27 protein-coding genes and 1 tRNA gene are annotated in these 26192 nt (G+C 70.4%); 13 read left to right on the top strand and 15 right to left on the bottom strand.

The features are described from left to right. Positions 1–67: 67 nt before the first annotated feature. From ABWV20_RS02650 to ABWV20_RS02665, 4 genes are all read left to right on the top strand, one after another. Complete coding sequence (locus ABWV20_RS02650; RefSeq protein ID WP_353353228.1) at positions 68–1021, top strand: LysR family transcriptional regulator; 954 nt, start codon at positions 68–70, stop codon at positions 1019–1021. 196 nt (positions 1022–1217) lie between these two features. Then, positions 1218–2993: a 2-isopropylmalate synthase gene (gene leuA / locus ABWV20_RS02655; RefSeq protein WP_353353229.1), complete on the top strand. Its 1776-nt coding sequence runs from the start codon at positions 1218–1220 to the stop codon at positions 2991–2993. 11 nt (positions 2994–3004) lie between these two features. Continuing rightward, on the top strand, positions 3005–4537 hold the full coding sequence (locus tag ABWV20_RS02660) for a glycosyltransferase-like membrane protein (RefSeq protein WP_353353231.1): 1533 nt from the start codon (positions 3005–3007) through the stop codon (positions 4535–4537). A 340-nt stretch (positions 4538–4877) separates the two neighbouring features. Then, positions 4878–5471, top strand: a complete 594-nt coding sequence (locus tag ABWV20_RS02665) for an NADPH-dependent FMN reductase (protein WP_353353232.1) — start codon at positions 4878–4880, stop codon at positions 5469–5471. A 67-nt stretch (positions 5472–5538) separates the two neighbouring features. Here ABWV20_RS02665 and ABWV20_RS02670 read toward each other — a convergent pair whose 3' ends face one another. Continuing rightward, a complete protein-coding gene (locus ABWV20_RS02670) occupies positions 5539–6375 on the bottom strand; it encodes a maleylpyruvate isomerase family mycothiol-dependent enzyme (protein WP_353353233.1) in 837 nt (278 codons plus the stop codon). Positions 6376–6386: 11 nt separating this feature from the next. Then, positions 6387–7037, bottom strand: a complete 651-nt coding sequence (locus ABWV20_RS02675; protein WP_353353234.1) for an alpha-ketoglutarate-dependent dioxygenase AlkB — start codon at positions 7035–7037, stop codon at positions 6387–6389. 111 nt (positions 7038–7148) lie between these two features. Between ABWV20_RS02675 and recO the strand changes: the two genes are divergently transcribed. Together recO and ABWV20_RS02685 are read left to right on the top strand one after the other, a co-directional pair. Then, positions 7149–7877: a DNA repair protein RecO gene (gene recO / locus ABWV20_RS02680; RefSeq protein ID WP_353353235.1), complete on the top strand. Its 729-nt coding sequence runs from the start codon at positions 7149–7151 to the stop codon at positions 7875–7877. A 28-nt stretch (positions 7878–7905) separates the two neighbouring features. Beyond that, on the top strand, positions 7906–8679 hold the full coding sequence (locus ABWV20_RS02685) for an isoprenyl transferase (protein WP_353353236.1): 774 nt from the start codon (positions 7906–7908) through the stop codon (positions 8677–8679). A 159-nt stretch (positions 8680–8838) separates the two neighbouring features. Here the strand turns inward: ABWV20_RS02685 and ABWV20_RS02690 are convergent, their stop codons facing one another. The 6 genes from ABWV20_RS02690 to ABWV20_RS02715 form a co-directional block, all read right to left on the bottom strand. Then, complete coding sequence (locus ABWV20_RS02690) at positions 8839–9231, bottom strand: Fur family transcriptional regulator (RefSeq protein WP_353353237.1); 393 nt, start codon at positions 9229–9231, stop codon at positions 8839–8841. Beyond that, entirely contained in the window at positions 9228–10235 is a 1008-nt protein-coding gene (locus ABWV20_RS02695) for a metal ABC transporter permease (RefSeq protein ID WP_353353238.1), read from the bottom strand. The genes ABWV20_RS02690 and ABWV20_RS02695 overlap by 4 nt, the downstream gene beginning before the upstream one ends. Continuing rightward, complete coding sequence (locus ABWV20_RS02700) at positions 10232–11038, bottom strand: metal ABC transporter ATP-binding protein (RefSeq protein ID WP_353353239.1); 807 nt, start codon at positions 11036–11038, stop codon at positions 10232–10234. The genes ABWV20_RS02695 and ABWV20_RS02700 overlap by 4 nt, the downstream gene beginning before the upstream one ends. Beyond that, the gene (locus ABWV20_RS02705) at positions 11035–11991 is read right to left on the bottom strand and encodes a metal ABC transporter substrate-binding protein (protein ID WP_353353240.1); all 957 of its coding nucleotides are present in this window, start codon (positions 11989–11991) and stop codon (positions 11035–11037) included. The genes ABWV20_RS02700 and ABWV20_RS02705 overlap by 4 nt, the downstream gene beginning before the upstream one ends. An 80-nt stretch (positions 11992–12071) precedes the next feature. Next, entirely contained in the window at positions 12072–12359 is a 288-nt protein-coding gene (locus ABWV20_RS02710; RefSeq protein WP_353353241.1) for a DUF6703 family protein, read from the bottom strand. Positions 12360–12384: 25 nt separating this feature from the next. Further along, positions 12385–13236 (bottom strand): sulfurtransferase, encoded by an 852-nt coding sequence (locus ABWV20_RS02715; RefSeq protein WP_353353242.1) that lies wholly within the window; start codon positions 13234–13236, stop codon positions 12385–12387. A gap of 26 nt (positions 13237–13262) precedes the next feature. Here ABWV20_RS02715 and ABWV20_RS02720 point away from each other — a divergent pair, with 26 nt between their 5' ends. Both ABWV20_RS02720 and dusB read left to right on the top strand, forming a co-directional pair. Further along, a complete protein-coding gene (locus tag ABWV20_RS02720; RefSeq protein ID WP_353353243.1) occupies positions 13263–13979 on the top strand; it encodes an alpha/beta fold hydrolase in 717 nt (238 codons plus the stop codon). A gap of 20 nt (positions 13980–13999) precedes the next feature. After that, entirely contained in the window at positions 14000–15253 is a 1254-nt protein-coding gene (dusB, locus tag ABWV20_RS02725) for a tRNA dihydrouridine synthase DusB (protein ID WP_353353244.1), read from the top strand. Between the two features lie 2 nt (positions 15254–15255). On the opposite strand, the gene ABWV20_RS02730 is transcribed toward dusB, so the two are convergent. Continuing rightward, entirely contained in the window at positions 15256–15978 is a 723-nt protein-coding gene (locus ABWV20_RS02730) for a hypothetical protein (protein ID WP_353353245.1), read from the bottom strand. 55 nt (positions 15979–16033) lie between these two features. On the opposite strand from ABWV20_RS02730, the gene ABWV20_RS02735 reads away from it, so the two are divergent. Next, positions 16034–16672: a YdeI/OmpD-associated family protein gene (locus ABWV20_RS02735; RefSeq protein WP_353353246.1), complete on the top strand. Its 639-nt coding sequence runs from the start codon at positions 16034–16036 to the stop codon at positions 16670–16672. Between the two features lie 93 nt (positions 16673–16765). On the opposite strand, the gene ABWV20_RS02740 is transcribed toward ABWV20_RS02735, so the two are convergent. Continuing rightward, positions 16766–16900: a hypothetical protein gene (locus ABWV20_RS02740; RefSeq protein ID WP_353353247.1), complete on the bottom strand. Its 135-nt coding sequence runs from the start codon at positions 16898–16900 to the stop codon at positions 16766–16768. Between the two features lie 135 nt (positions 16901–17035). Here ABWV20_RS02740 and ABWV20_RS02745 point away from each other — a divergent pair, with 135 nt between their 5' ends. The 4 genes from ABWV20_RS02745 (at position 17036) to ABWV20_RS02760 (ending at position 20951) form a co-directional block, all read left to right on the top strand. Continuing rightward, complete coding sequence (locus ABWV20_RS02745) at positions 17036–18286, top strand: deoxyguanosinetriphosphate triphosphohydrolase (protein WP_353353248.1); 1251 nt, start codon at positions 17036–17038, stop codon at positions 18284–18286. Positions 18287–18319: 33 nt separating this feature from the next. Further along, positions 18320–20278: a DNA primase gene (gene dnaG / locus ABWV20_RS02750; protein WP_353353249.1), complete on the top strand. Its 1959-nt coding sequence runs from the start codon at positions 18320–18322 to the stop codon at positions 20276–20278. Beyond that, positions 20278–20796: a hypothetical protein gene (locus tag ABWV20_RS02755; RefSeq protein WP_353353250.1), complete on the top strand. Its 519-nt coding sequence runs from the start codon at positions 20278–20280 to the stop codon at positions 20794–20796. Before dnaG ends, ABWV20_RS02755 begins: the two co-directional genes overlap by 1 nt. Before the next feature lie 82 nt (positions 20797–20878). Further along, a tRNA-Asn gene (locus tag ABWV20_RS02760) sits at positions 20879–20951 on the top strand. A 144-nt stretch (positions 20952–21095) separates the two neighbouring features. Here ABWV20_RS02760 and ABWV20_RS02765 read toward each other — a convergent pair. The 5 genes from ABWV20_RS02765 to ABWV20_RS02785 all read right to left on the bottom strand — a co-directional run bounded on the left by ABWV20_RS02765 (position 21096) and on the right by ABWV20_RS02785 (position 25976). Beyond that, complete coding sequence (locus ABWV20_RS02765) at positions 21096–22019, bottom strand: amino acid ABC transporter permease (protein ID WP_353353251.1); 924 nt, start codon at positions 22017–22019, stop codon at positions 21096–21098. Next, a complete protein-coding gene (locus ABWV20_RS02770) occupies positions 22016–22681 on the bottom strand; it encodes an amino acid ABC transporter permease (protein ID WP_353353252.1) in 666 nt (221 codons plus the stop codon). The genes ABWV20_RS02765 and ABWV20_RS02770 overlap by 4 nt, the downstream gene beginning before the upstream one ends. Before the next feature lie 118 nt (positions 22682–22799). Next, positions 22800–23624 carry a glutamate ABC transporter substrate-binding protein gene (locus ABWV20_RS02775; RefSeq protein WP_353353253.1) on the bottom strand — a complete coding sequence of 275 codons (825 nt, stop codon included), beginning with the start codon at positions 23622–23624 and terminating at the stop codon, positions 22800–22802. 61 nt (positions 23625–23685) lie between these two features. Further along, positions 23686–24480, bottom strand: coding sequence for an amino acid ABC transporter ATP-binding protein (locus tag ABWV20_RS02780; protein ID WP_502901747.1), 795 nt, complete (start codon positions 24478–24480; stop codon positions 23686–23688). A 113-nt stretch (positions 24481–24593) separates the two neighbouring features. Continuing rightward, complete coding sequence (locus ABWV20_RS02785; protein ID WP_353353254.1) at positions 24594–25976, bottom strand: M23 family metallopeptidase; 1383 nt, start codon at positions 25974–25976, stop codon at positions 24594–24596. Positions 25977–26192 lie beyond the last annotated feature (216 nt).

Here is a 26192-nt window from a genome sequence, read left to right on the forward strand (position 1 = left end):
ATGAACGGTAGGCGCCGGACCGTCATCGAGGTATCCTCAATTTCCTCACCTACCCATAGGAAAATCCTTGGCCACCGTCCACCAGCTCCGGGTCTTCCTCGCCGCCTACGAGCTCGGCTCCCTGACCGCCGCCGCGGCACGTCTCGGCTACGCCCAGCCGTCCGTGTCGGAGCAGGTGCGCCTGCTCGAGCGGTCCCTCGGGGCCCGGCTCTTCGAGCGGGTCGGGCGTGGCCTGGTCCCGACCGAGGCGGCCCACGCGCTGCGCCCGCACGCCGAGCGCACCATCGGGGCCATCGAGCAGGCAGCCAGTGCGGTGCGGTCGGTCAACCAGCTGGAGTCCGGCACGATCCGCTTCGGGGTCTTCGGGGCCTCCCGCCTCTACCTCGGCTCCACGGTCGTCCTCGAGCTGCTTCGCCGCCACCCCGGGGTGCGGGTCGAGCTCGTCGGACGCCACTCCACCGACGTCATCGACCAGCTGCGCCGAGGACGCATGGAGGCAGCGGCGATCGCCCTGCCCGTCGACGACTCGACCCTCGACGTCCATCCCGTGATGAACGACGAGCTCGTCTACGTCAGCGCGCACGCCGACCGGCTGACCGGTCCGGTGACGGCCACGGCCCTGGGGAGAGCGCCCCTCGTGCTGGCGTGGGCCAGCTGGGCGAACGACCCGACGCGGACGGGGCTCGCGACGGCCGTCGAAGCGGCCGGCCAGACCCTCCAGACGCGCGTCGAGGTGGAGGACGTCGAGACGACCCTGGAGATCGCGGCGAGCGGCGAGGCCGACACCGTCATGGCGCTCGGCATGCTTCACCTCCTCGGGGCCAGCGTCCCGGCCCACCTCGGGTGGGCCCCGCTGCGGCCACGGCTCTTCGACCGTTTCGCCATCGTCCACCGCCAGGGGGCCGTGCTCTCACCGGCGACGTCGCTGATGATCGAGCTCGTGACGGAGCGGCTGCTCGCCATCGACCGGGCCGCTCGAGGCCTCGGTCGCACTCGGGTCCCCGGACAGCGGAGCGACTGAGCGGGTCTCAGGATCCGGGCACCCACGCTCGCGTGGTGGACGAAGCCAGCCCGGCGGCATACGGTAATTTCATGCGTTCGGCGCAGCTTCTCCTTCGCTGCCGCGACGAGGCCTGATCCCGGCCCTCCTCGTCGCGGAGTTTCTCGTGTCCGGCCGGACACCGCAGAGACCACAGAGAGACGAGAGAGAGCACGCGATGATCCACCCCCAGCAGCCGTCCGGGATGCCGTTCCGCAAGTACGTCCCCTTCCACGAGCAGATCCCCGTCGACCTGCCCGACCGGACGTGGCCGACGAAGCGGATCGAGCAGGCTCCGCGGTGGTGCGCCGTCGACCTGCGCGACGGCAACCAGGCCCTCATCGACCCGATGAACTCCGAGCGGAAGCTGCGGATGTTCCAGCTGCTCGTCAAGATGGGCTACAAGGAGATCGAGGTCGGCTTCCCGTCGGCGAGCCAGACCGACTTCGACTTCTGCCGCGAGCTCATCGAGGGCAAGCACATCCCGGACGACGTGACGATCCAGGTGCTGACCCAGTGCCGTGACCACCTCATCGAGCGGACCTTCGACGCCATTCGCGGCGCGAACCAGGCCATCGTCCACTTCTACAACTCGACGTCCGTGCTCCAGCGGCGCGTCGTCTTCGGCCTCGACCAGGACGGCATCATCGACATCGCCGTCCAGGGCGCCCGGCTCATCAAGAAGCTCGAGGAGACCATCCCCGAGACGACGATCTACTACGAGTACTCGCCCGAGTCCTACACCGGCACAGAGCTCGACTTCGCGGTGCGGATCTGCAACGAGGTCATCAACGTGATGGACCCGACGCCCGACCACAAGATGATCGTCAACCTGCCCGCCACGGTCGAGATGATCACCCCGAACGTCTATGCCGACTCGATCGAGTGGATGGTCCGGCACCTCGACCGCCGCGAGTCCATCGTCGTCTCTCTCCACCCGCACAACGACCGCGGCACCGGTGTCGCCGCCGCCGAGCTGGGCTACCTCGCGGGCGCCGACCGGATCGAGGGCTGCCTCTTCGGCAACGGTGAGCGGACCGGCAACGTCGACCTCGTCACCCTCGGCATGAACCTCTTCAGCCAGGGCATCGACCCGCAGATCGACTTCAGCAACATCGACGAGATCCGCCGCACCGTCGAGTACTGCAACCAGCTGCCGGTCGGAGAGCGCCACCCCTACGGCGGTGACCTCGTCTTCACCGCCTTCTCCGGGTCGCACCAGGACGCGATCAAGAAGGGCTTCGAGGCGATGGAGGTCGAGGCCAAGCAGCAGGGGACCAGCCTCGACGACCTCGTGTGGGGTGTGCCCTACCTGCCCATCGACCCGCACGACCTCGGCCGCTCCTACGAGGCCGTCGTGCGCGTCAACAGCCAGTCCGGCAAGGGCGGCGTCTCCTACATCATGAAGAGCGAGCACCAGATGGACCTGCCGCGCCGCCTTCAGATCGAGTTCTCGGGGGTCGTGCAGCGCGGCGTCGACCAGGACGGTGGCGAGGTGTCCCCGGCCGAGCTGTGGGCGAGGTTCCAGGACGAGTACCTGCCGAACCCGGACGCTCCGTGGGGCCGCTTCGAGCTCGTCAACGTCGTCACGGACTCGACCGTCGACGGCGACAGCACGATCGAGGCGAGCCTGATCGACAACGGGGAGCCGATCACCATCACCGGGCGCGGCAACGGCCCGATCGCGGCCTTCATCGACGCGTTCATGACCATCGACGGCGCCCCCGACATGCGGGTCCTGGACTACGCGGAGCACGCGCTCTCGGCCGGCGGCGATGCGAGAGCTGCGGCCTACGTCGAGTGCGCCATCGGCGAGCGAGTCCTCTGGGGAGTCGGGGTCGACCCCTCCATCGTGACCGCCTCCCTCAAGGCCGTCGTCTCCGCGGTGAACCGCGCGGTGCGCGACCGCCTCGCGGCCGAGGCCATGGCATCGGAGGCCAACGCGGTCGGGTAGCGTCACGCCTCATGGAGACCCCGGTCGGCAGAGCGATGCTCAGGCTGACCGGGGTCTCGCTCGTCGCCGTCGTCGTGACGGCCTTGGTGGCACCCCGGTCGCCGAACATCACGTATGACCGCACGGTCGTCGTGCCGGTCGTGATTGCCTGCGTGGCGCTCGCGTGGTTCGGCCGAGTGCCTGCCGGCCTGAAGAACCGCTGGGTCCCCGTGGTGGTGGCAGTCGCGGGTGGCGCCGTCGCCGCCGGGCTGGGACAGGCGCTGCGCTATGACTTCGGCTGGGATGCGCGGGTCATGCTCGAGATGGCGCGGTCCCTCCACGCGGGGCAGGCGCTGACCGACGTCGAGTACGAGTACATCTCGCTCTACCCCAACAACATCCCGCTCCTCGTCATCGACCGTCTCGGGGTCGAGGTCGCCGCCGCGCTCGGATTCGCACCCGTCGCCGTCCTCATCGCGTTGACCGGCGTGTGCGTCGGCCTCACGGTGTATGCCGCTCACCTCCTGGTCGTTCCCGTGGCCGGACGGGGCGCCGCTCTCGTCACGCAGCTCATGGTGATCGCGCTCGTCGGTGTCAGCCCGTGGGTGAGCGTGCCGTACACCGACTACTACGCGATGCCCTTCGTCGTCGGCGGAGCGGCGCTGGCCGCTGCAGCGTGGCGCCGCCCGCGCTGGGCTGCGCGGCTCGTGCTGGGGACGTTCGCCGTCGCCGCGATCGCAGCCGCCTACGTCATCAAGACGACCCCCGTCGTCGTCATCGTCGCCCTGGTCGTGGTCGCTCTGGTGCGGTTGGCCGACAGCTGGTCGTGGGCCCGCGCTCGCGTGGTCGTCACGGTGGGAGCCGGAGCCGTCCTCGCCTTCCTCGCCATGAGCGCGGCGCTCACCGCGGGGGCAGCCGCGGCCTCCGGCCTCGACACGGACCGGATCGACCCCCGCGTGACACCGCCCGTGGTCTGGTGGCTCGCCAACGGGATGAACGAACAGGTCAACGCAGCTGGCGAGGTGCAGTACGGCACCTACCGACGCGACATGGTCGAGGCGATCCAGGGCCGGACTCCTGTGGAGATGCGGGAGTACGCCCGTACCTTCATCGCCGACCGGTGGGACGAGCGCGGACCGCTCGGGATGCTCCAGTTCTACGGCAACAAGGCGGCCTGGAACTGGGGCGACGGGATGTTCTGGGCCTGGGGGGAGGGCCCTGACTCCCTGCCCGAGCGCGTTGCCCCCCGGGGCGCGCTGGCCGAGGCGGTCAACGAGGTCAACGGGCTGCACGGCCGCTGGTATCCGCTCCGCGCCGACCTCGCCCAAGGACTCTGGCTCGCCGTTCTCCTCGTGGCGGGCGTGGGCCTGCTAGGGGCGTCGCCGGCGCGGCGAGAGACGGTGCTCCTTGCCGTTACCGTCCTTGGCATCGCCGCTTTCACGATTCTCTTCCAGGGCCGGTCCAGGTATCTCTTCGCGTTCGCCCCGGTGGTCGTCGCCCTCGCTGCGGTGAGCCGATCGGGCATCGACCTCCGATCGGTCCGGGAGCGGCTCCACCGCCGGTAGCCGGTCACTCGGGAGCAGGAAGCCGTGCCGGTTGAGGCAGAGCACCTTCGCGTGCTCGACCGGGCCGTGCGTGCTCGCCAGCTTGCTGCGCCAGAGGATCTCGGCCACCGTCCCGCACTCGGGACACCTCGTCAGTTCCATCGTTCCCCCCTTTGCGCGTCCCGGATGAGTGCCGTTCCCGACCGCTGTCGCCGGGCCACTGTGATCTCTCCAAGAGTTGAGGAACGGGCTGTAGATACGGCTGGCGTGTTCTGGCTCACATCCAGGGCTGGAATGACCGACAATAGTTGATGGTTCAACTACCTGTCCGATCCATTCACGACCAGCCAGGAAGAGAGACATGACCAAGATCGCCATCGTCACCGGAAGCGTCCGCCCGGGCCGCCAGAGCCTCAACGTCGCCACGTGGGTCAAGTCCATCGCAGACCAGCGCTCCGACGCGGAGTTCGAGGTCGTCGACCTCGCCGACTTCGAGCTGCCCGTCTGGGACGAGGCGCTGCCACCGTCCTACGGCCCCGGCGCCAAGGCGCACAGCAAGGCGTGGTCCGCGCGGATGGACGAGTTCGACGGCTACGTCTTCGTCGTCTCCGAGTACAACCACTCGATCACCGGCGCCCTGAAGAACGCCCTCGACTACCTCTCGCCCGAACTGCACAACAAGGCGGCCGGTTTCGTCTCGTACGGCTCGGCCGGCGGTGCCCGGGCGGTCGAGCACCTGCGCGGCATCCTCTCCGAGATGCAGGTCGCGCACGTCCGCAACGGCGTCCTGCTCTCGATCTTCACCGACTTCGAGAACTTCTCCATCCTGGCCCCGACCGAGCCGGCCACGGCAGCGGTCCAGCCGATGCTCGATCAGCTCGTCGTCTGGACCAAGGCGATGGAGGCGGTCCGCGCCGGTCGGTTCGCGCCGGTCGACGCAGACGCGGTCGCCTGACGGGGGACAGCGGGGGCCACAGCCGCCGGCTCACGGGCAGATGCGCGCGCCCGTGAGCCGGCTCCGCTCACCTGATCGGGGAGGCGAGGACCTCGTCGACGAGCGCCAACGCTGCGGGATCGCCCGTGCGGGTGACCTCTCCGTGAGAAGGCCGGTTCCAGAGCCAGCAGTCGAGGTCGCCCGCGGTCCCGGCCACTTCGGCGACTGAGGCCTGGTCGGGCCCGTCCCAGACCGCGAGCCGGCGTTCGTCCCACCTGTCCCCATCCGGGTCCACCCCGGTGACGTGGACCGGCATCACCGTCCACGTGTGAAAGCCGTCGACGACCGCGATGGTGACGCTCGGGCCGAGCGCCGCGCTCCGAAGGTCGTACTCAGCGGGAAAGCCCCGCATGACGCGCAACACCTCATCGACCCCGTCGGCGGCCAGGCGGCAGTCGACCGGTGACGGCTCCGCTCCGATCGTCAGCTCCGCGTCGATGCGGTGGATGAGGGCCTCATGGGCCTGGCGTCGGCTGATGTAGCCGGCGGTGTGGTCCGTGTGCCACATCCACAGCTCGGTCTGCGGATCCAGCGAGGCGAGCACCCGCTGCAGCCGCTCGGTCGAGCGGTCGAAGTGGGCGAGCAGACCCGCATGGTCCGAGGGCCGGGCCACCCGCTGGGCGTCGAGCCCCCGAACCTGGTCCTGTTGCCTCATGCCGCCCTCAGCAACCGCGCCCCAGAACCACTGCACCTCTGCGAGGTGCCACAAGAGGGAGTCGGCGTCCCAGTCCTCGCACGTCGGGACGCGCTCGGATCCTGCGGCGCCGGCGAGCAGCTCCCGGAAGCGCGCCGACTCCTCCCGCAGGTGGTCGAGGTAGGGGACGACTGGGGCCCGGCCTTCGGCTGGGGGCGAGCTCAGCGGCATACGTCTCTCTCCTAACGGACGCCCGCGACCCGGAACTGCACGGAGATACGAGGGCCGACGGGCTCTGTCGTCTTGGGGATCGCGTGGTCCCACGTGCGCTGGCAGGACCCTCCCATGACCACGAGGTCACCATGGGCGAGGGGAAAGCGCAAGGACCTCTGCCGGGCGCCCGCGAGATGGCCGCCGTCGCGCGGCCGTAGCGCGAGGGTGCGCTCGGAGCCGAGCGAGAGGATCGCGACGATGGTGTCGCGGTCCTTGGACCGCCCGATCCGGTCGCCGTGCCAGGCGACGCTGTCGCGTCCATCGCGGTAGAGGCACAGGCCGGCAGTGACGAACGGCTCGCCGAGCTCGCCCCGGTAGTGGGCGCTGAGGGCATCCCGGGCCGCGTCGAGCATCGGATGCGGGAGCCGCTCGCCGGCCCCGTAGAACTTCGTCAGCCGCGGGACGTCGACGATGCTGTCGTACATCTTCCGGCGCTCGGCGTGCCACGGGACGCAGCGGACGAGCGTGGTGAACAGCTCGTCGCCTGCGGAGAGCCAGCCCGGTCGCACGTCGACCCAGGCGCCGGCGGCGAGCTCGGTGCGGTGCATGCCGGACGCCAGATCACCGAGCGCCATCTCGTCGGCGAGGTCCAGCAGGGACCCCTGGAGCGTGAGTTCCATCCAGCCACTGTAACCCACCATCTCGAACGGGTGTTCGATCTGCGGTCGTTTCATCGACGAGCCCCGGCGGGGCTGCCGCCTGCCGGGACCCGGACGCGAGACAATGGCTCCATGCCCCTCTACCGTGACGAGGCGATCGTCCTGCGCACCCACAAGCTGGGCGAGGCCGACCGCATCATCACGATGCTGACGCGCACCAGGGGCCGGGTCAGGGCGGTCGCCAAGGGGGTCCGCCGGACGAAGTCCCGGTTCGGCTCGCGGCTGGAGCCCGGGATGGTCGTGGACGTGCAGTGCTACGAGGGCCGCAACCTCGACACGGTGACGCAGGTCGAGACCCTGGCCGCCTACGGCGACGCGATCGCCCGGGACTACGCCGCCTGGACTGCCGCGTCCGCGATGCTCGAGACGGCGATCCAGCTGAGCGAGGAGCACGAGCCGCAGACCCAGCAGTATCTCCTGCTGTCCGGTGCGCTCCGCGCCCTCTCCGAGCGCGTCCACGAGCCTTCGCTCGTCCTCGACGCCTTCCTGCTGCGCTCCCTCGCCGTCGCCGGCTGGGCCCCGAGCTTCCACGACTGCGCCCGTTGCGGTGCCGACGGACCGCACCGTGCGTTCAACGTCCAGTCCGGCGGGGCCGTGTGCCCCCTCTGCCGACCGCCCGGCTCGAGCGCACCCGCCCCGGAGACGTTCGCGCTGCTGGCGGCCCTGCTGTCCGGTGACTGGGAGCTGGCTGACGCCAGCGACGAGCGGCATCGGCGCCAGGGCAGTGGCCTCGTCGCAGCCTTCCTCCAGTGGCACCTCGAGCGCGGTGTGAGATCGTTGCGCCTCGTCGAGCGAACCTGAGCCGACCGATCGACCGACCCGGAGAACCATGACCACGCCCTTCCCGCACCCCTCGGGTGCGCGGCCCCCCTCGATCCCCGGACCGGCGCTGCCGAAGCACGTCGCCATCGTCATGGACGGCAACGGCCGGTGGGCCAACGCGCGTGGCCTGCCCAGGACGCGGGGGCACGAGGCCGGCGAGGCGTCCCTGCTCGACGTCGTCGCAGGGGCGATCGAGGTCGGGGTGACCCACCTGTCGGCCTACGCCTTCTCGACGGAGAACTGGCGCCGCTCGCCGGACGAGGTGCGCTTCCTCATGGGCTTCAACCGCGACGTCATCCGGAGGCGGCGGGACCAGCTGCACGAGTGGGGCGTGCGGATGCGGTGGGTCGGCCGGACGCCCCGCCTGTGGCGGTCGGTCATCAAGGAGCTCGAGGTCGCGCAGGAGCTGACGAAGGACAACACCGGCCTGACCCTCTACTTCTGCGTCAACTACGGCGGGCGGGCGGAGATCGCCGACGCCGTCCAGCGGATCGCCGAGGACGCGCGAGCCGGTCGCCTGCGACCGAGCTCGGTCGACGAGCGGACCATCAAGCGCTACCTCGACGAGCCGACGATGCCCGACGTCGACCTGTTCATCCGGTCGTCGGGGGAGCAGCGGACGAGCAACTTCCTCCTGTGGCAGTCCGCCTACGCCGAGATGGTGTTCCAGGACCAGCTGTGGCCCGACTACGACCGGCGCGACCTGTGGGCTGCGATCGAGGAGTACGTCGCCCGCGACCGCCGCTACGGCGGCGCCGTCGACCAGCCGACATCGAGCTGACTCCGAGCTGACATCGAGCTGACTCCGAGCTGACTCCGAACTGACCCGAGCTGACTCCCGCCACCGGAGGGGTATGCCGCTGGGCTCGCTCCGTGGGGAGTGTGCCGGCGCCGCCCTACCGCACTCGACGTCGCGTGGCCTGCCTGGGCTCCTGCGCCCTCAGCGGCTGCAGTCGCCGCAGGTGCCGAAGATCTCGAGGGTGTGGGTCACGTCACTGAAGCCGTGCTGAGCCGCGACCCGGTCGGTCCACTGCTCGACCGTCGGACCCTCGACCTCGACGGTCCGGCCGCAGGCACGGCACACCAGGTGGTGGTGGTGATGGGTCGAGCAGGCGCGGTAGACAGCCTCTCCCTCGTCCGTGCGCAGGACGTCCACGGTGCCGGCCTCGACCATGGCCTGCAGCGCCCGGTAGACCGTCGCCAGGCCCACCCCCTCACCCGCCTCACGGAGCCGGGCATGCACGGTCTGGGCCGAGGTGAAGTCGTTGCACTTCTCGAGCAGCTCGGCGACGGCCGCCTGCTGACGGGTCGGCTTCCGCGGGGCGGTCGTCACGGCGCCACCTCCTCTGTCGTCTCGGCGTCCGTGGCGATGACCTCGCCGTGCTCGTCGTAGTGCCCGTGATGGGGAGCGTGCAGGTGTCCGTCGTGGACGTAGTCGACGTGGTCCTCGTGGGGCACCGTCTCGTGGCCACACCCGGGTCCGTGCTCGTGGTCGTGGCCCTCGGCGATGTCGTGCCGGGCGCCACGCAGGTGTGCGGTGACGCTGGTCGCGACGGCGATGACGAGGAACAGCCCGATGGCGACGAGCACGATGGTTCCTCCGGAGGGCGTGTTGAGCGGGTACGACGCGAGCACCCCACCCACCGCGGAGAGGAGGCCGAGCCCGACGGCCCAGCGGACGCCCGACCTGAAGCTGCGGGCGAACAGCTGGGCGGCGGCGTTGGGCACGATCATCAGGGCGCTGATGAGGAGCAGCCCGACGATCCGCATGGCGACCACCACCGTCGCGGCGGTGAGGACGGCCAGGACGATGTTGAGAGCGAGGACTGGCATGCCGACCGCCCGCGCGTACTCCTCGTCGTTCGCCACGGCGAAGAGCCGGGGTCGCAGGACCCACGTCGTGGCGGCGATGACGACGGCGAGCACGGCGAAGACGACGAGGTCGTCCTCCCGGACGGTGAGGATCGACCCGAATAGGTACTTCATCAGGTTGGCCGGTGTCCCGTCCGGCGCCTTGCTGATGATGACGACGCCGGCGGCGATCCCGCCGTAGAAGATGATCGCCAGGGCCTGGTCGCCGCTCGTGCGCCCTCGGGCCCGGAGGACCTCGATGACGACGGCGGCCACGACGGCGGCGACGAGCGCGGTGATCACCGGGCTCCGGTCCGTCAGGACCCCGACGGCGACACCGGCCAGGGCGACGTGGCCCATGCCGTCTCCGATGAGGGACATCCGCCGCTGCACGACGAAGATCCCGACCATCGGGGCGACCGTCCCGACGAGCACTGCGGCGATCAGCGCTCGCTGCATGAAGTCGATCGACAGGATCTCGCTCATGGCGTGCCCCCTCGGGGGTCGAACGGGTCCAGCGGCCCGTGGACGACGGCCCCCGGAGGCGGCGCCAGCTCGAGGTCGTGGTGGTGGCTGTCGTGCTCGTGGTGGACCGAGGCGCGTTGGGACGCATAGCGGTCGGGGTCGCCGTCGAAGACGATGCGGCCCCGGTCGACGACGACGATGCGGCTGAGCAGGCTCCGGAGGGCACCGAGCTCGTGCGTGACGATGACCATCGTGACACCGCGCTCGACGAGACGGCTGAGGACATCGGCGAGCACGTGCTGGCTCGCCGCGTCGACACCGGCGGTGGGCTCGTCCATGAGGAGCACGTCGGGCTGCCCGGCGAGGGCGCGGGCGATGAGCACCCGGCGCTGCTGGCCTCCCGAGAGGGTGCTGACCTCGGTGCCCGACCGGTCGGCGAGCCCGACGACGTCGAGGGAGCGGCAGACGATCTGACGGTCGGTCGCGCGCAGTCGGCCGAGCCAGCCCAGCCGCGGCAGCCGACCGGACTCGACGATCTCCTCGGCGGTGGCGCGCACCGAGGCCGACAGGGTGTGCCGCTGCGGCACGTAGCCGATCCGGGCCCGGTCGCGCAGCTCGGACGCGGGGGTGCCGAAGAGGGTGACCGTCCCGCCGAGGTGGTGGTTGAGGCCGAGGATGCCCTTCATCAGCGTCGACTTGCCGGCGCCGTTGGGCCCGAGGACCGCGACGACCTCTCCCCGCTCCACGGTGAGGTTCGCGTCGGTGAGGACCGGCCGCCGGCCGTAGCCGAACGACGCGTCGGTGAGCTCGATGATGGGGTTCACGAGCAGTTCTGTCCCTGTTCGAGGGCAGCGAGGTTGCTGCGCATCACCTCAAAGTAGTCGCTGCCGGCCGACGCGTCGGTGATGCCCTCGAGGGGGTCGAGGGTGGCCACCGTGGCACCGGACGATGAGGCGACGGTCTCGGCGAAGTGGGGCTCGACGAGGGTCTCCTGGTAGATCGTCGTGACGCCGTGCTCCTTGACGAGCTCGGTGATCTCGGCCAGGGCGGCGGCGCTCGGCTCGGCCTCGGGGGAGACTCCCGCGATGCCGTGCTGCTCGAAGCCGTAGCGCTCGGCGAGGTAGCTGAAGGCGGCGTGGCTGGTGACCAGGTCCTTCGTGGTGCAGCCCTTGAGCGTGGTCTCGAACTCCTCGTCGAGGGCCGTCAGCCGGCCCACGAACGCCTTCGCGTTGGCGTCGTAGGTGGCGGCCCGCTCGGGGTCGAGCTCGGCGAGGCGGGCCCGGATGGCCTCGGCCACCGAGGCGTAGCGCTGGGGATCCAGCCAGAAGTGAGGGTCGGTTCCACCCTCGGCGTGCTCGGCGTGCTGTGCCTCGCTCTCGCCCGCGTGCCCTGCCTCCTCGGCGGCAGTCAGGGTGAGGTGCGCGGCTGGCGAGACGTCGACGACGTGCTCGGCGTCGACCTGCTCGACCGCGTCGTCCACGGCCGGCTGGAACCCCTTCGAGTAGACGACGAGGTCCGCTCGGGTCAGGCGGGAGAGGTCCTGCGCGGCGATCTCCAGGTCGTGCGGCTCCGCACCCGGTTTCGTCAGCACGGTGACGTCGACGGCGTCACCGGCGATGCTCTGGGTGGCGAACTGGAGCGGGTAGAAGCTGGTCACGACGCTCAGCCGCTCGCCGCGGTCGGTCGCCGACCCGCCGGGGGAGCCGCTCGAGGAGCAGGCCGTGGCGGTGAGGGCGAGTGCCGCGGCGACGGCGACCGGGGCGAGGCGTCGGTTCATGCTGAGAATCATTCTCGAAATGAGAATCATTGTCAAAAAGACGCTACCCGCACCGAGGGGCGCGGCCGAGTCGGGCGCGGTCAGCTGGGAGCGAGCTCGACGACGGTCACGGCCAGGACGAGGGTGAGGACCGCGACCCGGAGCAGGCGCTCGGGAAGGGTCAGGCGCTGCCAGGTGAGGAAGAGCAGCCAGGCGACGAAAGCCGCCACGACCGCGAAGGCGACACCGCTCCAGGGTGAGGGCGCCAGCACGCCCACGGCGAGGAGGGCGATGAGCACGGCCAGGCTCACGGCGCGGGGAACGGCGTTGAGCCGCTCCACCCACGGTGCGGAGGCGTGCTCGATGCGGGACCGGAAAGTCAATGCCACGGGCTCACCCTAACGAGCGTCGCCCTCAGCCGGGCGTCGGGCCGGTCGCGACCGGGCGGCTCGGGTCGCGGAGCCACTCGCTCCACGAGCCGGGATAGAGCGCGGCGTCGACGCCGATCTCGGCCAGGGCCAGCACCTCATGGGCCGCGGTGACACCCGAGCCGCAGTAGACCGCGACCCGATCGGAGCTCGCCTCGCCGGCGGACCGGGTGGCGCTCACGGCCGACCAGTGCTCCGCGAGGTCCGTGCGGAACGTCCCGTCCTCGGTGAGCCACGACGCTGCCGGGGAGCTCACGGCACCGGGGATGTGACCGGCGACGGGGTCGATCGGCTCAAGGTCACCGGCGTACCGCTCGGCGGCTCGCGCGTCGAGCAGCAGTCCGGCCCCGGCGACGTCCGCCGCGCCGCGCGCGTCGACCGTCGGCATCGAGCCGGGGCGCGCGACGAAGCCGCCGTGGTGCGGCTCGGGCACCTCGGTGCTCACGGGCAGGCCGGCACCGACCCAGGCGGCGAAACCGCCGTCGAGCACTCGGACGTCGCCCAGCCCGACCCAGCGGAACACCCACCACGCGCGCGCAGCGGCATACGACTCCCTGCCGTCGTAGACGACGACTCGCGTCCGCGCACTCACCCCGCAACGGCGCAGGGCGGACTCCACCACGGCAGGGTCCGGCAGGGGGTGCCGCCCGCCCGCTCCCGGAGGGCCGGCGAGCTCAGTCTCGAGGTCGACGAAGAAGGCGCCCGGAACGTGTCCGGCTGCGTACTCCGCTGGCCCGGGCTGGTCCTGCCCCGCGGTCGTCAGGGTCCACCGGACGTCGATGACGACGACGTCCTCGATCTCGTGGGCGAGGTCGGCCGCGGTGACGAGGTGACTCATGGTCCCCATCGTGACATCCTCGCGCCGTGACGGTTCACCTGGTCCTCGTCCACGGGTCCCGCCTCTCCAGCTCCCAGTGGGCGCCACAGATTCCCCTTCTCCGGGGGCGGGTCACGGTGGGTCTCGTGGACCTGCCCGGGCACGGCACGAGGGCGGGGGAGGGGTTCTCCCTCGAGCGCTGCGTCGCGGTCATCGACGAGGCGGTCGACGCCGCGCCCGCGGGCTCCAGGGTCGTGCTCGTCGGCCACTCGCTCGGCGGCTACGCCGCGATGGCGTATGCCGCTGAGCTCGGTTCGCGTCTGGACGGCCTCGTCCTCGCGGGATGCAGTGCGTCCCCGGTGGGCCCGGGGGCTGCGATCTACCGGGGAGTCGGGATGCTGACCGACGCCCTGGGCCCGGAGCGGATGACCCGGATCAACAACCGGGTGCTGCGCCGGCTCTATGCCGCCGACCTCATCGAGCCGGTCATCGCCGGGGGCTACTGGTTCGCCCCGACGACCGCGGCGTGGCGCGAGGTGATGACGCGCTGCCGGCCGGCCATGCTGTCCGGCGTCCGGTGCCCGATCCTGCTCCTCAACGGCCAGTACGACCAGATGCGGCTGGGCACCAGGGGCTTCGTGCGTCAGTGTCCTGCGGCCCGGGTCGAGGTCATCCCGAGAGCCAGCCACATCGTCAACCTCGACCAGCCCCGGGCGTTCGCCGACGCGGTGCTGCGGTTCGCCGATTCGGTGGATCGGCCCTGACTTTGGGACAATCAGGTCCCGTGACCGACCTGACGACCGCCTCGCCGCGCCCTGGACAGGGCCCTGGCTCGGTGCTGCCGCCGTTGCGCATCGGCCGTCACGTCATCGAGTCACCCGTCGTCCTCGCACCCATGGCGGGCATCACGAACCGCGCTTTCCGGCGGCTGTGCCGCGAGTACGGCAACCAGGGCAGCTCCGGGAGTGGCGCCGCTGGTGGTGGCCCCGGTCGAGCGAGCGGTGCGACGAGCCTCTACGTCAGCGAGATGATCACGACGCGGGCGCTCGTCGAGCGCAACGCCGAGACGATGCGCCTCATCGAGCACGACCCGGACGAGAACCCCCGGTCCATCCAGCTCTACAGCGTCGACCCGGCGACGGCGCGGGCGGCGGCCCGCATCCTCGTGCAGGAGGACCGCGCCGACCACATCGACCTCAACTTCGGGTGTCCGGTGCCCAAGGTGACCCGCAAGGGCGGCGGTTCGGCCCTGCCCTGGAAGCGCGACCTCTTCCGCTCCATCGTCGGCGCGGTGGTCGAGGAGGGTGCACGGAGGGACGTCCCGGTGACCGTCAAGATGCGCAAGGGCATCGACGACGAGCACCTCACCTACCTCGATGCCGGACTCGCCGCCGAGGAGGAGGGCGTGGCCGCGGTGGCCCTCCACGGGCGGACCGCCGCCCAGGCCTACTCGGGCACGGGCGACTGGGGGGCGATCACGCTGCTCAAGCAGACCGTCACGACCATCCCGGTCCTCGGCAACGGCGACATCTGGTCGGCCGAGGACGCCCTGCGGATGGTCGAGGAGACCGGCTGCGACGGTGTGGTGGTCGGTCGCGGGTGCCTCGGCCGGCCCTGGCTCTTCACCGACCTCGCGGCAGCGTTCGCAGGCTCGTCGGCGCGGGTGACGCCGTCGCTCGGCCAGGTCGCCGACACCCTGCGCACGCACACGCTCTACCTCACCGACTTCTACGGCGACGAGGAGCGGGCCTGCCGCGACATCCGCAAGCACATCGCCTGGTACCTCAAGGGCTTCCCGGCCGGGTCGACGCTGCGCAACTCGCTCGCCCTCGTCGACTCGATCGCCGCCCTGGACCGGCTGCTCGCGACGCTCGACCGCGACGCCCCCTGGCCGGGTGAGGCCGCGGAGGGCCAGCGGGGCCGGTCGGGGTCGTCACGTCACGTCGTGCTGCCGGAGGGATGGCTCGCTTCGCGGGAGCTGTCGGAGGAGCACCGCAGGGTCGTTGCCCAGGCCGAGCTGTCGGTCAGCGGCGGCTGAGCTCAGCTGATCCAGACCGTGAGCGGGCCGAGGCGCTCGGCCCCGGCGCTGACCGCCGCCTCCACCCCGGCACCGGCGTCCCAGCTGACGACCGGCATGACCCCCACGAGGTGGTGCGCGGCCGTGACGGCGCCCCGCCAGGTCCGCTCCTCGTCCCCGTCCACCGAGAACGTGTTGCTCAGCCCCGCGACGCCGTCCGTCACGTTGACGGCGCACCCGGCGGTGACCACGCCGTCCCCGTCGCCGCTGGCTGCGAGCAGGTGCACGCCCGGCTGGTCGAGAAGCGCAGGGCGGAGGATCCCCGCGTCCGCCGGATCCGCCGACCACGCCCGGGTCCACCCGGCCATGTCGTCCGGCGTGGTCACGCGTCGCCACTCCCTCCCGTCAGCCTGCGCGCCGCCCACCCGGGGCGGCGTGCCGGCGAGGGCCGCGGGTGTCCACCACAGCCATTCGCCGACGACGAGGCGGGCGAAGTCCTCTGCTGTCAGGTCGAGCCGCGACCAGCTGTCCTTCACCGAGGCACCGTCTCCGGGGTCGATGCGAGCGAGGATGTCGTACTCGCTCGCTTCCGGGGAGAGCGTCACCGCGTCCGGGTAGTACGGGGGCGTCCGTCTCGGCGACGTCCACGCCACGTCGTCGAGCACGCCGGTCAACCCGTGCGCGCGGCACACGGCGTCGCACCAGAGGGCGTTGTTGTGGGCGGCCAGGGCGATGCGATCGGTCACCGCACGATCATGGCCCACGCCGCTCACTGTCAGTCACCGGTGGGAGGATCGCGGCATGCGACATGGGGGGACCGACGGGCGTCCGGCCGTCTTCTTCGACGACGCGGCTGACTTCCGGGCCTGGCTCGAGGCCAACCACGACTCGGCCACCGAGCTGTGGATGGGGTTGACCAAGAAGCATGTCGAGCCTCGAGGCCTGACCTGGGCGGAGGCCGTGCCCGAGGCGCTGTGCTTCGGCTGGATCGACTCGGTGGCCCAGGGCATCGATGAGCACACCCGCCGCCAGCGCTGGACGCCGCGGAGGCCGGGCAGTGTCTGGAGCCGCGTCAACATCGCGATCGTCGAGCGGCTGAAGGCCGAGGGACGGATGCAGCCGGCCGGCCTCGCGGCCTACGAGCAGCGCAAGCTCGACAACACCGGCCTCTACTCCTACGAGCAGGACGAGCAGACGTGGCCGCCCGAGTTCGAGGCAGTCCTGCGCGCCGACGATCGGGCCTGGGCCTTCTGGGAGGGTGCGGCCGCCTCCTACCGCAAGATGTGCGTCCACTGGGTGCTGTCCGCCAAACGGCCCGAGACCCGCGACCGGCGGATGGCCCAGCTCGTCGACGCCAGTCACCGGATGGACCTCGTCAGCCCCCATGCCTACGGCACGGAGCCGAAGTGGCTGGCCAGGTTGCGAGCCGAGCTGGGCTGAGCGGCATCCGGCTCATCCGTATGCCGCTGGGCCGGCTCCCGCTGGCGACCTCAGAGCGCTCGTGCAACCTTCGGGCCGCCGGCCGGAGGTGGGTCAGTGCTTCGGGCGGGGAGGGATGATCTCGTGCTGCTTCGCTGCCTGGTCCTTGGCGTGCTTGTCGGCGCGCTTCTCCTTGATGGACTTGCCGGCCTTCTTGGACATGTGAGATCGCGGTGACTTGTCTGCCATGGCCTGCTCCTGACGCTGGGAAGCCAGACGGCTTCCCAGCCAGTATGACCCACCGAGCTCCCCGGGCCCGCCGACCGGTGTCGGCAGGCTTCCCGCGCAACCGGGCTGAGCGGCATACGGCCTAGAGTCTGGGTTGTGGCCTACACGGACGTCGACCGGGAGCGCTGGGTCGCGGAGGACCCGGCACAGAAGCGGGCCGACCGCGACGACTTCGCCCGGGATCGCGCCCGGCTCGTGCACTCGGCCGCGCTGCGCCGGCTCGCCGGCAAGACCCAGGTCCTCGGTGCGGGCCACGACGACTTCGTGCGCAACCGGCTCACTCACTCGCTGGAGGTCGCCCAGATCGGCCGTGAGTTCGGGGCGGCGCTCGGCTGCAATGCCGACGTCGTCGACACGGCCTCCCTCGCGCACGACCTCGGGCACCCGCCGTTCGGTCACAACGGGGAGATCGAGCTCGACCGGATCTGTGCCGACATCGGCGGCTTCGAGGGCAACGCCCAGACCCTGCGCGTGCTGACCCGGTTGGAGCCCAAACGGTGCCACGCCGACGGCAGGCCGGCGGGCCTCAACCTCACCCGAGCATCGCTGGACGCGGCCACCAAGTACCCGTGGCGTCGCGGCGGGGGCCCGGAGCCGACCCCGAAGTTCGGCGCCTACGACGATGACCTGCCCGTCTTCGAGTGGATCCGTGTTGGCGCCGTGCCGCACGCCCGGTGCTTCGAGGCGGAGGTGATGGACTGGTCGGACGACGTCGCCTACTCCGTCCACGACCTCGAGGACGCCATCGCCTCCGACTGGCTGGACCCCCGGGCGCTTCGCTCCGGGACCGAGATGCGCTCCGTCCTCGAGGTGGCCGGCGCGTCCTACGCGCCCGACCAGGACCCCGCCGCCCTCGCCGCGGCGCTGGAGCGGATCCTCGCCACGGGTGCGATCCCGGCCGCCTTCGACGGCTCCCGCAACGCCTTGGCCGCCCTGAAGGACATGACCAGCCGGATCATCGGCCGGTTCGTCCTCGCGGTGGAGCTGGCGACCCGGGAGCGTCACGGACCGGGCCCGCTCAGCCGCTACGACGCCAACCTCGTCGTCCCGGACGAGACCCGGGCCGAGTGCGCGGTGCTCAAGGCCGTCGCCAACCAGTTCGTCATGACGGCCCACGACCAGATGGCCCTGAAGGAACAGCAGCGCGAGCTGCTCGGCGACCTCGTTCAGCACATCTCCGCGGCGCCGGAGGTGCGGCTCGACGTCCCGTTCCGCGCCGACTTCGTCGCGGCCGGGGACGATGCGGCGCGGCTGCGCGTGATCGTCGACCAGGTCGCCTCGCTCACCGACGCGCGGGCCGTGCTGTTGCACTCCCTGTGGGCAGGCGCGACGGGCTCCCGGCCGTGACGACCTAGACTCACGGCAGCGAGAGGAGGCTTGATGGCGGGCCGGATCAACCCTGACGACATCGCGACCGTCAAGTCGCGGTCCTCGATCGAGGACGTCGTTCGCGAGCACGTCACGCTGCGCCCCGCCGGTCCGGGCTCGCTCAAGGGGCTGTGCCCGTTCCACGACGAGAAGACCCCCTCGTTCAACATCCGTCCTGCCGTCGGCGCCTGGCACTGCTTCGGGTGTGGCGAGGGCGGGGACGTGATCTCCTTCATGCAGAAGGTCGACCACCTCACCTTCGCCGAGGCCGTCGAGCGGCTCGCCCAGCGGCTGGGCATGGAGCTGCGCTACGAGGACGGCGCCCGTCCCCGCGAGGAGGGCCTGGGGCGCCGCTCGCGGCTCCTCGAGGCCCACCGGGTCGCGGAGGAGTTCTACACCGAGCGGCTGCTCGGCGACCAGGGCGCCCGGCTCGCCCGCGACTTTCTCCGCGCCCGCGACTTCAACAGCAGCCACGTCAGGCACTTCGGGGTCGGCTTCGCCCCCCGCGGCGGCGAGGACCTCGTGCGGCACCTCCGCGGCAAGGGCTTCACCGACGAGGAGCTCGTCATCGGCGGACTGGCCGGGCGGGGCTCACGCGGTCTCTACGACCGGTTCCGCGGCCGCCTCGTCTGGCCGATCCGTGACATCACCGGCAGCACGATCGGCTTCGGCGCGCGACGGATCTTCGACGACGACCGGATCGAGGCGAAGTACCTCAACACCTCCGAGACTCCGATCTACAAGAAGTCGACGGTCCTCTACGGGCTCGACCTGGCCAAGAAGCACATCTCCCAGGACCGGCAGGCCGTCGTCGTCGAGGGCTACACCGATGTCATGGCCTGCCACCTGGCCGGCGTCGAGACGGCGGTCGCCACGTGTGGCACCGCCTTCGGTGCCGAGCACATCAAGCTGCTCCGGCGCATCATGCGGGACGAGGCCGATCTGGCCCCGGCCAAGGTCGTCTTCACGTTCGACGGTGACGCCGCCGGGCAGAAGGCCGCGATGCGCGCCTTCGCCGATGACGCGAAGTGGACGTCGCAGTCCTTCGTCGCGGTCGAGAAATCCGGAAAGGACCCCTGCGAGCTGCGCCAAGCAGGGGGCGACCCGGCGGTCCAGGCCCTCATCGAGGATGCGGTGCCGATGTTCGAGTTCGCCGTCCGCACGACGATCAAGCGCTTCGACCTCGGCACCGCAGAGGGTCGCGTCCAGGCCAGCCGGGCAGTGGCCCCGATCGTCGCCTCGATCCGAGACCGCTCGCTCCGACCGGAGTACACCAGGGAGGTCGCCGGCCTGCTCGGGCTGGAGGTCGAGCAGGTGGCCACAGAGGTGGCCAGGGCCGGTCGTCTCACGGTCGACGCCGCCGGTCCTGCGAGCCGGCACGACGCCGGGCCCAGTGACCGGCGACGGGGCCCGTCCTCGGGCGCTGACGACTCCGTCGAGCCGAGCCCCGAGGAGGCGGCCGGCACGATGCCGCTGCCGGACCAGCGAGACCCCATCGTCCTGGCGGAGCGCCAGCTCCTCCAGGTGCTGCTCCAGTTCCCCACCGTGCTGCGGCCGGGCGCCGTCGATCTGCTGTCGTCAAGCTCCTTCTCGGCACCCGCCCACCAAGCGGTCTTCGACGGCATCACCATCGCCAGCGGCTCCGACGGGCGCGGCTCCCTGGGGTCGTGGGTCTCAGCGGTGACGGAGGCCGCTCCCAGTGCCGTCGCACCGCTCATCAGCGAGCTGGCCGTGGCCAGCCTGCCCGCCCGGATGGATGCGACGACCGGTCTGCCGAGCTCCCGCTATGTCGAGGAGCTCTTCAACCGCGTGCGCACGGTCGAGCTGACCAGACGGATCGCGGACGCCATGAGCGAGATGCGGCGGCTCGACCACGCCGCGGCGCCGGACCCCCAGCGGTCCCGGTCGCTGGCGGTCCAGCTGCAGGAGCTGCAGCGGCAGCTCGCCAAGATCAAGGAAGGGATGTCGTGATGGGGATCTTCGGTCGGCTACGCAGGGGAGACCTGCCCGACGAGGTCCGTCGCGCCGTCCCCCTGGCCTCGGGTGACCGCCTGATCGCCTCGGCACGCGACGAGCAGACCGGAGGCCACATCGTGGCCTCGACCCATCAGCTCGCGTTCGTCGGGGCGGACGGCACCCTGGCCTGGCAGCGACCGTGGCACGAAGCGGAGTCAGCCACCTGGCAGAGCGACTCAGGGCTGCTGACCGTCATCTGGGTCGACCACCGCCGTCCGGCTCAGTGGCTGCTGCGCGAGCCCTCGACGTTGCAGCAGGCCCTCCGGGAGCGCCTCCAGGCGAGCGTGGTCCTCAGCGACGAGTTCCGCACCGAGAGCCGCCGCACGGTGCGCGTCGTCATCCGACAGGACTTCGCCACCGGGGAGCTCCTGGAGCAGGTCATCCCCGGCAAGGGCGTCGACCCGGCCGACCCGCTCGTCGTCTCCGAAGCGGCGAAACGCCTCCAGAGACTGCGTTCCGAGGTGGGTCTCTGAGTCGGCCGGCGCTGCCGCGACAGGGTGTCAGGAGCCGATTTAGTTCCCGGCGAACTCCTTTGCTATGGTTGCCCGGCAGCAATCCCCTGTAGCTCAACTGGCAGAGCAGCCGGCTGTTAACCGGCAGGTTGTTGGTTCGAGTCCAACCGGGGGAGCGGCACGTGCGAAGGGCGGTCTCCGACATCGGAGGCCGCCCTTTCGTCATCCCGCCCCCACCGCAACACACCCGCTTATCGACTGGTGCCACCTGGTGCAGGTGGGGGGACCTCGCGATAAGGGGGTGTGTTGCGGTGACGTGGTCAGCGTTCCCGTAGGGCGCGCTCGTCGGCTTCGTGCAGCTGCTCGTCGATGAGCGTGGTGTCGACCTCCGCGACGCCACCCGGGCCGGCGGCGCCGCGGGTGATCGTCACCCGACCCCGCTCACGCAGCCGCCGCTCGACGTAGGCCGCCACCCGGGTCAGCGCATAGTTGATGACGATGAAGATCATCGCGATGACGAGCATCGCCGGCACGGGGTTGCCCTTGTACGAGCCGATCTGGGCGAACTTGTTGAGCAGCTCGTCGTAGGTGATGATCGCGCCGAGCGCCGTGTCCTTGAGGACGACGACGAGCTGGCTGACCAAGGCGGGGAGCATGGCCGTGATCGCCTGCGGCAGCTGGATGATCCGCAGCGTCTGCGGAGGCGTCAGCCCGATCGAGAGGCCGGCCTCCGACTGGCCCTTGGGCAGGCTGCCCACACCCGACCGGATCAGCTCGGCAACGACGGAGCCGTTGTAGAGCGTCAGGCCGGTGATCACGGCCGCCAACGGGTTGAGGTCGCTGTCGAAGACGTTGTTGTACGAGTAGAAGTAGAACGCGGCGATCATCATCACGAGAACCGGCACCGAGCGGAAGAACTCGACGATGACGGTGCTCACCCAGCGCAGGGCCGGCGTGTGCGACAGGCGCCCCATGCCGAAGAGGACGCCGAAGATGCCGGCCAGCAGCACGGAGATCGCGGCCGCCTTGAGCGTGGTGAGAAGGCCGGGGATGAGGTACTCGACCCAGATCTCCGCCGTGAGGAACGGCGTCCACTTCTCGGCGTCGAGGTTGCCCTTCTCGCCGAGCTTCCACAGGGCGAAGGCGACGAAGCCGAGGATGAGGACCAGGCCGACGACCGTGAGGAAGCGGTGCCGGGCGCGAGCGCGCGGGCCCGGGGCGTCGAAGAGGACGGAGGTGCTCATCGCTTCACCGCCAGCCGGTTGGACAGGTGCGTGACGAGGACGCCGATCGGGAGGGTGAGGATGACGAAGCCGATCGCGACGATGAGGAAGATGAACAGCAGCAGGTCGGACCGGAACTCGATCATCTCGCGCATCATCCCGCTGACCTCGGCGACGCCGATCGCCGTGGCGACCGTGGTGTTCTTCGTCAGGGCGATGAGGGTGTTGCCGAGCGGCGTGATGGCACCCCGGAAACCTTGCGGCAGCACGATCTCCCTGAGGCTCTGCGAGAAGGTCAGACCGATCGACCGGGCGGCCTCGGCCTGCCCGACCGGCACGGTGTTGACGCCCGACCGGATGGCCTCGCACACGAAGGCCGCGTGGTAGACCGACAGCGCGATGATCGCCCAGATGATGTTGTTGCGGATGAAGTCGTCGCTGAAGTTGAAGCCGAGGTTGATGGCCATGACGATGTTGGACGCGATGATGATCAGCGTCAGTGGCGTGTTGCGGACGGTGTTGACGTAGAACGCGCCCGTCCGCTGGAACACCGCCACGGGAGACAGCCGCATGACGGCCACGATGGTGCCGATGAGCAGCGACCCGATGGCAGCGATGACGGTGAGCAGGATCGTCATGCCGAATGCCGCGAAGATGTTGTACTCCGCGAAGAGTTCACCCATGTGCAGTCCTCCTCGGGCGCCAGAGGTGTGGGGGGCCTGACTGGACGTCAGCCAGAGCGGGAGGTATGCCGCTGAGCTCGCTCAGCTCAGCGGCATACCTCTGCGGTTGGCTGGGTGATCAGGCGCCTTGGCAGGTCGGGGTGGGCGGGTTGCCCTCGCCCGGCTTGTAGTTGGCCGGGCCGAGCCACTTGTCGACCGACTCCTGCCACTTGCCCGAGTCGATGAACTTCTTCAGGGCGGTGACGACCTGGTTGCAGAACTCGGTGTCGCCCTTCTTCACGCCGACCCCGTAGTTCTCCGTGGAGAAGGTGTTGCCGACGACCTTGAGCTTGCCCTTGTTGGCGTCCTGCGCCGCGTAGCCGGCGAGGATCGTGTCATCAGTCGTCAGGGCGTCCACGGCCCCCGACTTCAGCGCGTCAACGCAGAGGGAGTAGGTGTTGTACTCCTGGAGGTTGACTCCGGGGACCTTCTCCTTGATCTTCGTCGCCGAGGTCGAGCCCTTGACGGAGCAGAGGTTCTTGCCCTCCAGGGTGTCCGGACCGGTGATGGACGCGTCGTCGGCGCGGACCAGCAGGTCTTGGCCGGCGATGAAGTACGGGCCGGCGAAGGACACGTCGGCCATGCGCTTTTCGGTGATCGAGTAGGTCCCGACGATGTACTTCACCTGACCCGTCTTGAGGAGGGTCTCTCGCTGAGCGGAGACCGCCTCGACGAACTCCACGTCGAGCTTGAGCTCCTCGGCGATGAAGTTCGCGACATCGACGTCGAAGCCGGAGTACGTGGCGCCGGTCTTGAGACCGAGGCCGGGCTGGTCGAACTTGATGCCGACCTTGACCTTGCCGCCGCCTGCGCCGCCGCCGTCGCCACCGTCGCTCCCGCACGCTGCGAGGCCGAGGGCGGCGACCGTCGCGATGGCAATCGCACTGGTGCGCCTGAGCTTCATGAGTTGTTCCTCCTGGTAGGTCTGCTCCCGGAGGTGACCGGGAAGCGATGTGGCGGGGTGTTCAGTGGGTCAGGATCTTGCTGAGGAAGTCCTTGGCCCGGGCCGACTTGGCGTTGGTGAAGAACTCCTCAGGGGTGTCCTGCTCGACGATCTCCCCCTCGTCCATGAAGATGACCCGGTCGGCGGCGCGGCGGGCGAACCCCATCTCATGGGTGACGACGATCATCGTCATGCCCTCCTTGGCGAGGCTCGTCATGACGTCGAGCACCTCGTTGATCATCTCCGGGTCGAGCGCCGAGGTCGGCTCGTCGAAGAGCATCACCTTGGGGTTCATCGCCAGCGACCGGGCGATCGCGACCCGTTGCTGCTGCCCGCCGGAGAGCTGGGCAGGGTACTTGTCCTTCTGGTGCTCGACCCCGACCCGCTCGAGCAGCTCGAGCGCCCGCTTCTCGGCCGCGCCCTTGGCCATCCCGCGCACCTTGATCGGTCCGAGGGTGACGTTCTGCAGGATCGTCTTGTGGGCGAACAGGTTGAAGGACTGGAAGACCATTCCGACGTCAGCCCGCAGGTCGGCGAGCGCCTTGCCCTCCTCGGGAAGCGGCTTGCCGTCGATGAGGATGCGGCCCGTCTCGAAGGTCTCGAGGCGGTTGATGGTGCGGCACAACGTCGACTTGCCGGAGCCGGAGGGCCCCAGGACGACGACGACGTCACCCTTGCCGACGGTGAGGTCGATGTCCTTGAGCACGTGCAGGTCGCCGAAGTGCTTGTTGACGCCCTCGACGACGACGATGGGGTGCTGGCCATCTCCGGCGGCGCCACGTGAGGCATCCACGCCGTGGGCATTCGCTTCGTCCATGCCGGAAACCTATCGGGTGACACTCCCCATGAGCGAGGGGTCGGACCGAGAGTCGCCGAATCGTAGCGAAGCTGCAGCCCGCGGCCACCGGTCGGCAGCGGCGGGCCCGGTGCTCAGTTCGCTGTCGTCGTGGTGGTGGAGCTCGCCTCGGCGGTGTCCGACGTCGTGGTCGTCGCCGTCTCCGTCGTCGCGCTTGCCGGCTCGGAGGTCGGCGCGGGGGCGGGCTCGCTCGTCGTCGTGGGGGCGGGCTCGGAGGTCGGCGCGGGGGCGGGCTCGGAGGTCGGCGCGGGGGCGGGCTCGCTCGTCGTCGTGGGGGCGGGCTCGGAGGTCGGCGCGGGGGCGGGCTCGCTCGTCGTCGCTGCGCCCGAGGATCCGGAGGTCGTGGTCGACGACGGCTCAGACGTTGCCGCGGATCCGGAGGTCGTCGACTCCGTCGGCTGGCCCGTGGAGGTCGCGTCGGGACTCGTGGTCGGGTCCGTGGTGGTCGGGTCCGGGGTGGTCGGGTCCGGGGTCGTGGTCGGGTCCGTGGTGGTCGGGTCCGGGGTGGTCGGGTCCGGGGTGGTCGTCGGGTCCGTGGTGGTCGGGTCCGGAATCGTCGGGGTCGGACTCGGCGGAATGGTCGCCGGCGGCCGCGTCGTCGTCGGGGTCGATGTCCAGATGCTGCCCGGCGTCGTCGTCGGGATGGGCACGTCACCGTCCTCGACGGTGTGGGAGGGCCCGCCCGTGTCATCGCGGACGACGTGGGGGGCAGCTTGGAACGGGATGCTCGGAGCGTGCGACGAGGGCATGCCGAGGTAGGGGGCAGGGTCGACGTAGCGGTCGTTGAGGATGACGTCGAAGTGCAGGTGGCAGCCGGTGGACCATCCGGTCGTCCCGACGAGCCCGATGATCTCGCCCTGCTTGACGACGTCACCTTCCTTGACGAGGAACCTGGACTGGTGGCCGTAGGCCGTCTTCAGGGTGGGGCTGTGCTCGATGATCGTGCGCGCACCCCAGGACGGCGAGACCTCGGCATAGACGACGGTGCCGGAGGCCGCCGCTCGAATCGGGGTTCCGCAGGCAGCCGAGAGGTCGATTCCGGTGTGGAACATGGGCACGCCGAGGACGGGGTGCATTCGCGGCCCGAAGCTCGACGACTGGGGGCCCGGGACGGGGAGGATGAAGCGCAACTCGGCCTTCGAGGCTCCCGGCGGAGTGAGGGAGGGAGCCAACGCGGGGGAGAGGACGAGGCTCGGGAACTGGAACAGCCCGCCGCCGATCGCGGTCGACAGCCCGGAGAGCGCTCCTGACATCTCGGGGGTGACGCCCTGGGGATAGGCCAGCGCGGACTCACTCGGCGTGGCGGGCGCGGGCGCGGCGACCGCAGCACCGGCGGCGAGCACCACGGACTGCTTCTCCAGCTGTGGCGCGCTTCCGCCCAGGAAGGGCAGGAGCGCGAAGAGGGTCACGCCGGTCGCGAACGTCAAGGTCCGGCCGCGCATTCGGATGTGAATCACGGTCGGGCCAGCACTCGGCCTGATCGGCTCCTGCACGGGCAGGCACCCCCATCGGGCAGATCGAAAGTCGGACCGAGGCCTCCTGACTGTGACCTCGGACCGGCCACATCACGGAGCGCCCCCCGCGCCGCGATGCCAGCCGGTTTCTCCACCATAAGGTGATCCACCGCGTCTCGGGGGAGAACGTGTCGAAGATTCGAGTGATTTCGCCGACTC

It is taken from the genome of Intrasporangium sp. DVR, assembly GCF_040365325.1.
Taxonomy (GTDB): domain Bacteria; phylum Actinomycetota; class Actinomycetes; order Actinomycetales; family Dermatophilaceae; genus Intrasporangium.